This window comes from Hazenella coriacea (assembly GCF_004341825.1).
GTDB classification, from domain to species: Bacteria; Bacillota; Bacilli; order Thermoactinomycetales; family Thermoactinomycetaceae; genus Hazenella; species Hazenella coriacea.
Map to the genome: position 1 here is coordinate 1 of NZ_SMAG01000010.1, position 12961 is coordinate 12961.

At 42.4% G+C, this 12961-nt stretch carries 11 protein-coding genes, 1 rRNA gene and 1 riboswitch; all 12 genes read left to right on the top strand.

Annotated features, from left to right (window positions below; translation table 11 throughout):
* Positions 1–109: 109 nt before the first annotated feature.
* The 12 genes from rrf to purN all read left to right on the top strand — a co-directional run bounded on the left by rrf (position 110) and on the right by purN (position 12940).
* Positions 110–226: ribosomal RNA gene (gene rrf / locus EDD58_RS13310) — 5S ribosomal RNA — on the top strand.
* A gap of 714 nt (positions 227–940) precedes the next feature.
* A complete protein-coding gene (locus EDD58_RS13315) occupies positions 941–2176 on the top strand; it encodes a dicarboxylate/amino acid:cation symporter (protein WP_131926502.1) in 1236 nt (411 codons plus the stop codon).
* Between the two features lie 600 nt (positions 2177–2776).
* A riboswitch (purine riboswitch) is annotated at positions 2777–2878 on the top strand.
* 100 nt (positions 2879–2978) lie between these two features.
* Positions 2979–3470 (top strand): 5-(carboxyamino)imidazole ribonucleotide mutase, encoded by a 492-nt coding sequence (gene purE, locus EDD58_RS13320; protein WP_131926364.1) that lies wholly within the window; start codon positions 2979–2981, stop codon positions 3468–3470.
* Positions 3467–4654 carry a 5-(carboxyamino)imidazole ribonucleotide synthase gene (purK, locus tag EDD58_RS13325; RefSeq protein WP_424321678.1) on the top strand — a complete coding sequence of 396 codons (1188 nt, stop codon included), beginning with the start codon at positions 3467–3469 and terminating at the stop codon, positions 4652–4654. The genes purE and purK overlap by 4 nt, the downstream gene beginning before the upstream one ends.
* A 13-nt stretch (positions 4655–4667) precedes the next feature.
* On the top strand, positions 4668–5966 hold the full coding sequence (gene purB, locus EDD58_RS13330; RefSeq protein WP_131926366.1) for an adenylosuccinate lyase: 1299 nt from the start codon (positions 4668–4670) through the stop codon (positions 5964–5966).
* Positions 5967–6011: 45 nt separating this feature from the next.
* On the top strand, positions 6012–6731 hold the full coding sequence (gene purC / locus EDD58_RS13335) for a phosphoribosylaminoimidazolesuccinocarboxamide synthase (RefSeq protein ID WP_207903308.1): 720 nt from the start codon (positions 6012–6014) through the stop codon (positions 6729–6731).
* Positions 6724–6975 carry a phosphoribosylformylglycinamidine synthase subunit PurS gene (gene purS, locus EDD58_RS13340; protein WP_131926370.1) on the top strand — a complete coding sequence of 84 codons (252 nt, stop codon included), beginning with the start codon at positions 6724–6726 and terminating at the stop codon, positions 6973–6975. The genes purC and purS overlap by 8 nt, the downstream gene beginning before the upstream one ends.
* Positions 6976–7659: a phosphoribosylformylglycinamidine synthase subunit PurQ gene (gene purQ, locus EDD58_RS13345; RefSeq protein WP_131926372.1), complete on the top strand. Its 684-nt coding sequence runs from the start codon at positions 6976–6978 to the stop codon at positions 7657–7659.
* Entirely contained in the window at positions 7643–9931 is a 2289-nt protein-coding gene (gene purL / locus EDD58_RS13350) for a phosphoribosylformylglycinamidine synthase subunit PurL (RefSeq protein WP_131926374.1), read from the top strand. Before purQ ends, purL begins: the two co-directional genes overlap by 17 nt.
* Positions 9901–11316, top strand: a complete 1416-nt coding sequence (purF, locus tag EDD58_RS13355; RefSeq protein WP_131926375.1) for an amidophosphoribosyltransferase — start codon at positions 9901–9903, stop codon at positions 11314–11316. The genes purL and purF overlap by 31 nt, the downstream gene beginning before the upstream one ends.
* Positions 11313–12353: a phosphoribosylformylglycinamidine cyclo-ligase gene (gene purM, locus EDD58_RS13360; RefSeq protein WP_131926377.1), complete on the top strand. Its 1041-nt coding sequence runs from the start codon at positions 11313–11315 to the stop codon at positions 12351–12353. The genes purF and purM overlap by 4 nt, the downstream gene beginning before the upstream one ends.
* The gene (gene purN, locus EDD58_RS13365; protein ID WP_131926379.1) at positions 12350–12940 is read left to right on the top strand and encodes a phosphoribosylglycinamide formyltransferase; all 591 of its coding nucleotides are present in this window, start codon (positions 12350–12352) and stop codon (positions 12938–12940) included. Before purM ends, purN begins: the two co-directional genes overlap by 4 nt.
* Positions 12941–12961 lie beyond the last annotated feature (21 nt).

A 12961-nucleotide genomic window follows, 5' to 3' on the forward strand; every position in this document is an offset into this window, starting at 1 on the left:
AGATACGAATCGGTCGAGGGCTTAACCTACTTCTTATCTTCTTCTTATGCAACATGTTCTTCCTTCACATTTTCAAGGTGTGAAACCTTCACACTATATTCAATACCTGTCTGGTGATGATGGCGGAGGGGACCCACTCGTTCCCATCCCGAACACGACCGTTAAGCCCTCCAGCGCCGATGGTACTCGGGGTGCAGACCCCTGGGAGAGTAGGACGTTGCCAGGCACTCAAAAAGCACTTGCTTCTAGCAAGTGCTTTTTTGTAACAAAGAAACTGATAAAAAGCTTACTGGGACAATCATCCGATTACAAATAAAACAGTTTAACAAAAACATGTATGTTTAAATAGATGATTGTATAAATAAATAAAAAGAAAATAATCAATAATTTTATAAATAGCTTTATTAACACAAGTTTGTCGGTTAATTTGCCTATAATCTCTGTATCTAGATCAATAAATATTATTGGAAAATAAGGATTAACTATTTTCATATAGTGGAAAATATAATATAATTAGTTCTTAGATGGGATCTCTCTGAGTTTCATGTATCTCCATCTTTTTTTCTCCCTATTACTTGACCAAGTAAATAGTTGACTTGAACAGTGAAAAGTTCAATGGTCTCAATTAGGGTGAAATTGAACGGTGCAATATTCGGGATTATTCGACTTCATTGATTATTTCGAATTATACTTCTAATTTCCTTTTCCTTGGCGAATTTATTGTATTGAATCTGTAGTGTCATTTGGCTGATCTTTCGTTTGAAATGATTTTGCACCGCTTCTGAGTAAATAGAAGGAGCGATCCTGCTTAGCTTCTTCACAAGGAACAAGTTCATGGAAAATGAAGATTGAGCTCTGCACTATAGAGGACATGGTGCAACAGCCTCAAGAGAGATCTTTTTTTGAATTAGATTGAAAGGTGAGTGATGTGATGAAAAAGATGTCTATGACAGTAAAAATTTTAATTGGGATTATTGCGGGTCTTATTACTGGATTGGTATTGCACTTATATTTTCCTGCCGTATTTACAGAGGTAAATGGTTGGGTTTTTGATCCGATTGGGCAAATATTTATTAAAGCCATTAAGATGATTGTGGTTCCACTGGTCTTCTTTTCGATTGCATCTGGAGCGGCTGGAATCGCTGATCCTAAGAAATTGGGACGAATTGGTAGCAAGACCATTATTCTTTATATGTTAACGACTGCGATTGCAATTACCTTTGCTCTTGGAATCGCTAACATTATTGATCCTGGTGAAGGAACTCAGATTCAACAGTCAACGGAGAAACCTGAAATCAAGGAAGCTCCAGATATTAAAGATACTTTGTTAAATATTGTTCCAGCTAACCCTGTGCAAGCAATGGCTGAAGCAGAAATGTTACAAATCATTACCTTTGCCTTGTTCTTTGGAATTGGAATGGCATTACTTGGTGAAAAAGTAAGTCGAGTTAAAGAGTTTATCGATCAAGCGAATGAAATTATGATCAAGTTAGTACAGATCGTTATGCAAGTAGCTCCTTACGCGGCATTTGCCTTGATGGCACGGGCGATTGGAGAAGCTGGTGTAGACCTAATCGCTTCGATGGGCTTGTATATGATTGCGATTATTGCAGCCTTAATCATTCATATGGGTGTTACTTATAGCTTCCTATTAAGCGTCTTTGCAAAAATGAACCCACTTCATTTCTTCAAGAAAGTGGCTCCAGCGATGGAGGTTGCTTTTACTACCAGTAGTAGTGCTGCGACTTTACCAGTGACATTGGAATGTGCAGAAAAAGGGTTAAAAGTTCCTAAGTCGATCAGTAGCTTTGTCATTCCATTAGGAGCGACGATCAATATGGACGGAACAGCAATTATGCAGGGAGTTGCTGCTGTCTTTATCGCACAACTTTATGGCATTCCACTTGATTTACAAGCACAGTTAATCATTATTTTAACTGCAACGTTGGCTTCGGTCGGAACAGCTGCTGTTCCAGGAGTTGGTTTGATTACCTTAGCCATGGTTTTAAATGCCGTTGGTTTACCTGTCGAAGGAATCGCGATTGTAATGGGTGTAGACCGTTTGCTCGATATGAGTCGTACGGCTACCAATATTACAGGAGACCTTTGTGTAGCAGCTGTAGTTGCTAAAGGTGAAGAAAAGCGGGAGAGAAAAACAGAACAAGTCGCCGCTTAATAAAAGAAATAAACTTTTTACAGCTACCTTATTCTAAAGGGTAGCTTTTTTTTGTTAAAAAAATGTTGTGGGTTAGATAGGGTTTGATGTATAACTAGTATCAATACCTCCTTGGTGTAAAATATTTTATGAGCGGTCAGTAGTGTTGATTGAGTAATATTTCCCTTCACTATTGAGCATCGGGGTTCGATTTTCCCCCTCCCTAAGCTAGTACTTTGCAAAGAAGAGGAAAATTTCGCTCCACCCTTTGATTTTGGGAGGAGGCAAAAGGTATAAAAGTCTCTCAAAGAAGAGTTTATCCCCTCTTTTCCTTCATCGAAGAGTTCCGCTAAGTTGTGGTACAAAGTCATTTCGTACGAAAGATCGACTCCTAACTCTGGTACATCGATATGACTGATAGGTGGCGCATGAATCCAAGATGTCAGGCCTCATCGCTCAGTAATCATCAAGGTCGTAACAGATCTTGATTTTTAGGGAAATGAACCTCAGCTTGAATGTATCCATCCTTTATCGCAGTAAAATACGAACGCTGTTTCATTGAACGATGCATAATGTTCGTTTTTATGTTTGACTTTCTGATCGCTTCCTTGTTACACTGAAAAAGGAAGTGATGATCTTTCTCATATAAGCTTAGGGATAGGGCCTAGGCGTTTCTACAAGGAAACCGTAAATTTCCTGGCTATGAGAAAAATCTCGTTTGGGTTCGTGTTGCCTGAACTGTAGATTTTTCCATTCATAGGGAAAAACTACAGTTGAGGCGTTTTTTTATTAAGGTGAATAGAGAACTTGTGAGGGATATGATATGAATCAACAACCAAGTGTCGGAGTGATCATGGGTAGTACATCCGATTGGCCTACGATGAAAAAAGCTTGCCAAGTGTTGGATGAATTGATGATCCCATATGAATCAAAAGTTGTTTCTGCGCACCGAACTCCTGATGAGATGTTTCAATATGCAGAGGAAGCGGAATCACGTGGAATTCAAGTGATTATCGCTGGTGCGGGAGGCGCGGCTCACCTTCCAGGAATGGTTGCCGCTAAAACTGTATTACCAGTTATTGGCGTACCGATTAAAACTTCTACCTTAAATGGTTTGGATTCTTTGTTATCAATTGTCCAAATGCCTGGTGGAGTTCCTGTTGCCACAGTGGCGATTGGAGATGCGGGTGCGGTCAATGCAGGTTTATTGGCAGCAGAGATGTTAGGCATTCATGATGGGAATGTTCGCATCCATTTGAAAGAACGTCGTCAACAGATCAGAGAACGAGTATTAAAGGATAGTGAGCTGGGATGAACATGACAAACACTCCTATTTTACCAGGGCTGACCATTGGTGTGATTGGTGGGGGCCAATTAGGTAGAATGGTTATTTTAGAAGGAAGGAAGCTAGGGCTTCGTTTTATCACCTTAGATCCTTCACCCCATTGCCCAGGTGGTCAAGTTTCAGATCGGCAGATTGTAGCGGCTTATGACGATTCCCAAGCGATGAAAGAACTAGCAAACGCATGTGATGTGATTATCTATGAGTTTGAAAATATCGATGGTGCGATGGTTCGCCGTTTGGAGGACGTGTGTGCGGTTCCACAAGGAAGTCGTCTGCTGGAAACGACTCAACATCGGTTGACTGAAAAAAAAGCGATCCAAGCGTCTGGAGTGCCTGTAGCTCCTTATCGAGCCATCACAGATCGGCATGAAATACTTAATGTGATGCAAGAATGGAACAGGTCTGTCGTTTTAAAAACAACCATGGGCGGATATGACGGAAAAGGGCAATGGATTCTTCAGCAGGAGGAAGATCTACAAACACTACCTGATGAGATGTTCACATCTGGACAGGAATATATTTTGGAGCAGTTAATTCCTTTTGTACGGGAGATTTCTGTGGTTGTTGCACGAAGTACAACTGGAGAAGTATCTGCTTTCTCACCAACAGTAAATCTTCATCGCAACCATATTTTACACCTGTCTGTGGCACCTGCCATGATCGAACAAGAGGTGATTCAACAGGCGAAAGAGTTGGCGATTCAGATTGCTGAACATCTGGAAGTGATTGGTTTAGTTGCGGTAGAAATGTTTATGTTACCTGACGGTTCATTGATTGTGAATGAATTGGCACCTCGTCCTCATAATTCGGGTCATTATACATTTGATGCTTGTGAGACTTCGCAATTTGCTCAGTTTTTACGAGCCGTATTAGGACTTCCTTTGGGGTCAACTCAACTTCATCAAACAGCTGTGATGGTGAATCTATTGGGTGAACATCAAAATGCTTTCTATAGCCAGTTTTCCCAGTTGTCTCAGGAAGTAAAAGTGCATTGGTATGGCAAAACAGAAGCGAAACGTGGACGCAAAATGGGTCATCTGACCTTTCTCACTGACTCAGTTTCAGAAGCCCTTCATCTCATAGAGAAGACGGGGATTTGGGAGCCACTTACCCTTAAGGAACTACATGAGATTGGATTAGAAACAATCAAGTAAAAGGAGTATGAAAATGATTGAACGTTATTCAAGACCAGAAATGACTGCGATTTGGACGGAAGAAAATAAGTTTCGTGCTTGGCTTGAAGTAGAAATTCTTGCTTGTGAAGCATGGGCTGAATTGGGAGTGATCCCTAAAGAAGATGTGAAACAGATTCGCCAACATGCAAAAATCAATGTCGATCGAATCTTAGAGATTGAACAAGAGACTCGTCATGATGTTGTAGCATTTACTCGTGCAGTCTCTGAAACCTTAGGACCTGAATCGAAGTGGGTTCACTATGGATTAACATCCACCGATGTTGTGGATACAGCTCTTTCTTATTTACTTCGACAAGCCAACGAAATCTTACTAAAAGATTTAGATCGTTTCATTGACATCCTTGCTGACAAGGCTAAAGAACATAAATATACGGTGATGATGGGACGAACCCATGGAGTTCATGCGGAGCCAACCACCTTAGGTTTAAAAATGGCTCTTTGGTATGAAGAAATGAAGCGCAATCGGGATCGTTTTGTACACGCAAGTGATTCGGTTCGTTATGGAAAAATGTCTGGAGCTGTTGGAACCTATGCCAATATTGATCCTTTTGTTGAGCAATACGTGTGTGAAAAGTTAGGTTTGCAAGCATCCCCAATCTCAACTCAAACCCTACAAAGAGATCGTCATGCTGAATACATGGCCACCCTTGCCTTGATTGCCACTTCGCTTGATAAATTTGCGACCGAGATCCGGGGATTACAAAAAAGTGAAACCCGTGAAGTGGAAGAGCCTTTCCGGAAAGGGCAAAAAGGTTCATCAGCGATGCCACATAAACGGAATCCCATCGGGTGTGAAAATATTAGTGGTTTAGCTAGAGTGATCCGAGGACATATGGTTTCAGCATACGAAAATGTTCCCCTCTGGCATGAAAGAGATATTTCCCATTCTTCTGTTGAACGGGTTATTTTGCCTGATTCTACGATTTTATTGAACTACTTACTCAATCGCTTTATGAATATTGTTAAGGATTTAACGGTCTTTCCAGAAAATATGAAGCGAAATATGGAGCGTACATTTGGCTTGATTTATTCGCAACGAGTCCTGCTCAGCTTAATCAATAAAGGATTGAAACGAGAAGAAGCCTATGATCGGGTGCAACGGTTAGCGATGCAAGCATGGGAAGAGCAACGCCCCTTCAAACCTCTTGTACAAGCAGATGATTTGATTGCAAAGCATTTAACATCTGAAGAGATTGATGATTGTTTTGACTATCAATATCATCTCTCCCAAGTGGATATGATTTTTAACCGTTTAGGATTGAATGAGTAACTTTGATTTTCACCTTACTTCTCTCTAAGAAAGGAGCTAGACATGATGAAAGAAGAAGCGATGTTGTACGAGGGGAAAGCCAAGCAGCTATTCCATACCGATGATCCTCAAGTGTTGCGTGTTCAGTATAAAGATTCAGCAACTGCATTTAATGGGGAAAAAAGAGCAACATTGGCTGGAAAAGGTGAGATGAACAATCGGATCAGCGCCATTTTCTTTCGATATTTAGAGGAAAATGGAGTAGCTAATCATTTCATCAAGACCCTTTCTCCATTGGAACAGCTTGTTCGTAAAGTAAAGATCATTCCATTAGAAGTTGTTGTTCGTAATCGAGTGGCTGGAAGTTTAGCTAAGCGAATCGGGATCGCAGAAGGAACCAAATTAAAGCATCCGATTGTGGAATTCTACTATAAAGATGATGCTTTGGGTGATCCTCTGTTAAATGAAGATCACATTGCTGTAATGGATTTAGCCACACCTGAGCAAGTGGAAGAGATGAAGCAAATCGGGCTCCAAGTGAATGATCTGCTCCAACTATTAATGTCTAAGCTCCAAATCATTTTAGTTGATTTCAAAATTGAGTTTGGTCTCGATGAGGAAGGTAAATTACTTTTAGCCGATGAGATTTCTCCGGATACTTGTCGTTTCTGGGATGAAGATACAGGTGAAAAATTGGATAAAGATCGATTTAGACGTGATTTGGGAAATGTGGTTGAGGCATATGAAGAAATTTTTTCACGGCTAGGGGGCCAAAAACATGTTTAAAGCGACCATTTATGTAACGTTAAAAGAGAGTGTTCTAGACCCACAAGGAGTGGCAGTTCAAGGAACTTTACATGCACTGGGTTATCAAAAAGTGTCTGATGTACGGATTGGAAAGCGGATGGAAGTCCTCATCGAGGCTAAGGATCGTCAAGAAGCAGAAGCACAAATCGCCGAAATCTGTGAAAAAGTACTGGCTAACCCAGTGATTGAAAACTTCCGTTTTGAGTTGGAGGAGGTGGCATAAATGCGCTTTGCCGTTCCTATTTTTCCAGGTTCCAACTGTGATATTGATTGTATCCATGCGGTGGAGGATGTTTTACAAGAGTCGGTGACAGCTGTTTGGCATCAAGACTCGGACTTATCTTCTTATGATGCGATTATTTTACCAGGCGGCTTTTCTTATGGTGACTACCTTCGGTGTGGAGCATTGGCTCGCTTTTCTCCTGTGATGGAGGGAGTTCGACAAGCAGCCGAACAAGGAAAGTTGGTCATCGGGATCTGTAATGGATTTCAAATTTTGGTGGAAGCAGGTTTATTACCAGGGGCTTTGATGCGAAATGACCATCTGAAATTTCGCTGTGAAATGACAACTCTTCGGGTCGAACAGATCGATACTCCATTTACCAATCTGTATCAACGTGGTGAGGAGATTCGGATTCCTGTGGCACATGGGGAAGGCAATTATTTTTGTGATCCTGAGACACTTGCAGAGTTGAAGAAAAATAGTCAGATTCTCTTTACCTATGCAGATCAAAACCCGAATGGATCGATCGAAAATATAGCTGGTATTTGTAATCAAAAAAGAAATGTATTAGGAATGATGCCCCACCCAGAACGAGCTATCTTTGATTGGATGGGCTCTGCGGATGGCACTCGTCTTTTTAAATCTATGCTTCAATATTGGAAGGAGAATGGCAGTGCAGCCTAAAGAAACGGTCGTTCAAACACTCGCTCATGAACCTACACCAGAAATGATTCGTGATCAACAGTTATATAAAGAGATGGGTTTGATGGAGAGCGAGTATAATCAAGTCATCGGTCATTTAAATGGTCGTTTGCCTAACTGGACAGAGATTGGGATCTATAGTGTGATGTGGTCTGAGCACTGTAGCTACAAAAACTCAAAGCCCCTTCTGCGTCGTTTTCCTACGAAAGGTTCTCGTGTTTTACAAGGGCCCGGAGAAGGAGCTGGCGTGATTGATATTGGGGATCAACAAGCAGTCGTTTTTAAAATGGAATCCCATAACCACCCATCTGCAGTGGAACCATTCCAAGGAGCGGCTACAGGAGTTGGTGGGATTATCCGTGATGTATTCTCTATGGGCGCTCGTCCGATTGCTCTTTTAAACTCATTGCGCTTTGGTGATTTAGAATCTCCACGGGTTCGTTATCTTTTTGAAGAAGTTGTCGCAGGAATTGCTCACTATGGAAATTGTATAGGCATTCCGACGGTAGCTGGTGAAGTCGTATTTGATGGAAACTCATATGAAGGAAATCCACTCGTTAATGCGATGTGTGTGGGAATTCTCAACCATGATGATTTACAAAAAGGGATTGCGACTGGTGTGGGAAATCCGGTGATCTATGTAGGAGCGAGTACGGGGCGGGATGGCATTCATGGAGCGACGTTTGCTTCTGAAGAATTAAGTGAGGACTCCGAAGAAAAACGTCCAGCGGTTCAAGTTGGCGATCCATTCATGGAGAAGTTGTTACTTGAGGCTTGTCTGGAAATGGTGGAAGCTAATATCTTATTGGGTATTCAAGATATGGGTGCGGCTGGATTGACTAGTTCAAGTGCTGAAATGGCGGCCAAAGGTGAGCACGGACTTGATCTCAACTTAGATCTTGTTCCACAACGTGAAACAGGGATGACACCATATGAAATGATGCTTTCCGAATCTCAAGAACGGATGCTTGTCGTTGTAGAACAAGGACGTGAAAATGAGATTAAAGCCATTTGTGATAAATGGGGTCTTCAGTCAGCGATTGTAGGTCGAGTGACTGCTGGAAATCGCTATCGGATTTTCCACAAAGGTGATTTGGTAGCTGATATTCCAGTGAATACTTTAGTTGATGATGCTCCTGTTTATGAACGAGAAGTAAAGGTTCCGGCTTATTATCAAGAAAATGAACACGTGGATGTCCTTTCGTCATTGACGAAGATTGATCCACAAGAAGCATTACAAAAAGTATTATCTTCACCCAATATGGGAAGTAAAAAATGGGTTTATCAACAATATGACCATATGGTTCGGACAAGTACCGCTGTTTGCCCGGGTTCTGATGCGGCAGTCGTTGTCGTTCGTGGTACAGAAAAGGCATTAGCGATGTCTGCAGATGGCAACGGACGTTATGTTTATCTAGATCCTGAGCAAGGGGGACGGATTGCCATTGCAGAGTCTGCACGAAATGTGGTTTGCTCAGGAGCCAAACCGTTAGGTGTGACAGATTGCCTCAACTTCGGTAGTCCTGAAAAACCAGAAGTTTATTGGCAGCTTTCTAAATCGATTGATGGTATGAGCGAAGCTTGTCGAGTCTTAGAAACGCCAGTCGTTGGTGGAAATGTGAGCTTGTATAACGAAATCAAAGGTACTCCCATTTATCCAACTCCAATTGTAGGCATGGTAGGTCTAGTTGAGAAACGAGAGCACATCACGACCCAAGCTTGGAAAAAAGATGGTGATGTGATCCTTCTTCTTGGTGATACCCAAGCAGAGTTGGGTGGAAGCGAACTGCAATACCTGATCACTGGAACGATTAGTGGTCGCCCACCACATCTAGACTTACAAAAAGAGAAAGTGGTTCAAGAAACGGTGTTACAGGCGATTCAAAAAGGCTGGGTACGCTCCGCGCATGACTTATCTGAAGGTGGACTAGCTCTAGCTCTTGCAGAAGCATCGATGGATGGGCAGTTAGGGGCTTCGATTCAGTTACAGACCGATCTTCATCCGATTGTTCAGCTATTTAGTGAAACACAATCTCGTGTCCTTCTATCTGTAGCTCCTGAGCATGTGGAAAAAGTGAAACAACTAGCCAATGAGCTAGGTATCACTGATACACAAATCGGTCATGTGACCCAAGAGCCTCGTCTACAGATTGAAGTCAATGAGCAAACAGTGATCCAAGAAGAGATTCAAGTGTTAACCCAATGGTGGGAGGAGGCGATCCCATGCAAGATGAAAGCATCTTCGACGAACTAAATGAAGAATGTGGAGTTTTTGCGATCGTGGGTCATCCCGATGCAGCGCAATTTACCTATTATGGTTTACATGCACTCCAACATCGTGGACAAGAGAGTGCAGGGATCGTTGCTACGGATGGAAAGCAATTTTCTTTTCACCGTGGAATGGGTTTAGTAACAGAAGTTTTCAATCAAGAAAATATAAAAAAATTTAAAGGGCATGTGGCGATTGGTCATGTACGCTATTCCACAGCAGGGGGAACAGGGCTAGCCAATGCCCAACCCCTTGTTTTCAATTACGCGAAGGGCGAATTGGCAATTGCTAGCAATGGGAACTTGGTTAATGCCGAGCAGTTAAGAAAAGAGTTAGAAGAGACAGGCTCTATTTTCCAAACAACTACAGATACAGAAGTTTTTGCGCATTTAATTGCTCGTTCCAATGCTCCCTCCATTGAAGAGGCAGTCAAAGAAGCATTAAATCGTGTTGTGGGTGCTTATGCTCTTCTCATTCTAACGAATAACCAGTTGATTGTGGCTACAGACCCACATCAACTTCGTCCTCTTTCTTTGGGAATGTTGAGCGATGCGTATATTTTTTCCTCTGAAACTTGTGCTTTCGATCTGATTGGTGCAGAGATGGTTCGTGATATTCAGCCAGGAGAATTGTTGGTCATCGATCAAGATGGATTGCGAACCAGTTATTATTCAAAGCCAAAAGAGCGGGCGATTTGTTCATTTGAATATGTGTATTTTGCTCGACCAGATAGTGATATTGGTGGGGTGAATGTACATGCCGCTCGTAAACGGATGGGAAGACAGTTGGCGGTCGAAGCACCCGTGGAAGCAGATGTGGTGACAGGAGTTCCTGACTCAAGTACGTCTGCGGCGATTGGGTTTGCAGAAGCTACTGGGATTCCATATGAATTAGGTTTAATTAAAAATCGTTATGTGGGAAGAACGTTTATCCAGCCGAGTCAAGAGCTTCGTGAGCAAGGGGTTAAGATGAAGTTAAGTGCAGTTCGCGGTGTCGTTGAAGGAAAACGGGTGGTTATGGTTGATGATTCGATTGTACGTGGGACCACGAGTCGTCGAATTGTGGGTCTATTAAAAGAAGCAGGTGCGACTGAAGTTCATGTACGGATTAGCTCCCCTCCAGTAACCCATTCCTGTTTTTATGGGATTGATACACCTGAACGTCAACAGTTAATTGCCTCCACACGATCCGTTGAAGAGATTCGTCAGGAGATTGGCGCAGATTCACTTGCTTTTATCAGTGCAGAAGGAATGGTAGAAGCGATTGGAAGTTCACATATAGGGAAGAATCAAGGACACTGTCTAGCTTGCTTTACAGGTGATTATCCGACAAAAATCAAGGGTGGAATGGTTCTGGAGGGAAAACGATGAGTGAAGCATATAAACAAGCAGGTGTCGATATCGATGCAGGGAATGAAACCGTTGATCGTATTCGCGCCCATGTACAAAGAACCCGTCGTCCTGAAGTATTAGGGGGAATTGGCGGGTTTGGTGGGTTGTTTGCCCTCTCTTCTCAATATAAGAACCCAGTTTTGGTGTCAGGAACAGATGGAGTGGGTACGAAGCTGAAGGTTGCGTTTGCACTAGATCGTCACGATACAATCGGGATCGACTGTGTAGCAATGTGTGTCAATGATATTGTTGTTTCAGGTGCGGAACCATTATTTTTCCTCGACTATTTAGCAACGGGGAAACTTTCTCCAACTCAAGCAGAAGCAGTCGTAAAAGGAATTGCTGATGGTTGTGAACAAGCAGGTTGTGCTCTGATCGGAGGAGAAACGGCTGAAATGCCAGGGATGTATGCTGCTGGAGAATATGATGTGGCCGGTTTTTGTGTAGGTGTTGTAGAAAAAGAAAACCTAATGACGGGAGAAACAATTCAGCCCGGTGATTGTCTCATTGGGTTTGCATCGAGTGGATTACACAGTAATGGATTTTCGCTGGCTCGCAAGATTTTATTGGAAGATCATCCTGTAAATTTAGATGAGCTTGTCCCTGGGACGAATCAAACGTGGGGAGATGCTTTGTTAGCTCCTACTCGCATCTACGTGCGTACCTTTTTAGAGTTAATGAAACAATATACGGTTAAAGGTGGGGCTCACATTACAGGTGGTGGATTGATTGAAAATGTGCCTCGGATGTTGCCATCGGGATGTCAGGCACAGATTGATCAGTCATCATGGAAAGTCCCTACCATTTTCACAGAGATAGCCCAACGAGGGAATGTATCTGATGAGGATATGTATCGCACGTTTAATATGGGAATCGGTCTAGTAATGATTGTACCTGCGAACGAAGCGGATGAAGTGATGCAAGTGGCTAATGCCATGGGTGAAAAAACAATGCTTATTGGGAAGATCACAGAAGGAAGTCAAGGAGTTGTTTGGTCAGGAGGAGCCACAGAATGAGTATCGCTGTTTTTGCATCAGGAAGTGGAAGTAACTTCGAGCAATTGGTTTGTTCTTCCAAAGGAAAAGAGTGGCCGATGTCCATCTCTATACTCATCTGTGACAAGCCACAAGCAAAGGTATTGGAACGGGCTGAGCGATTAGGAATTCCGGCTGTTCTGATCGAGCCTAAGCAGTTTTCTGATAAAAAAGCATATGAAGAAGCAATTTTACAAGTTTTACACCAGTATCGAGTCAAGTGGATCTTCCTAGCAGGATATCTTCGCATTATTGGATCGACGTTATTAAATGCTTATTCAGGCAGGATTGTAAATATCCACCCTTCACTATTACCCGCGTTTCCTGGACTTCATGCGATTGAGCAAGCTTACCAATATCAAGTGAAGCTTTCAGGGGTAACGGTTCATTTTGTAGATGAAGGCTTAGATACAGGACCGATTATTGCTCAAGTCCCTGTTCCATTGTATGAAACGGATACCTTGGAAAGTTTCGCACAACGAATTCACCAAGCCGAGCATCAAATCTATCCTGAAGTGGCTGTTCAGCTTCTTGCCAGTAGTGCTCACCCATCAATCCAAATCAAGTAGGGAGGAACTGTTTTGACTCGC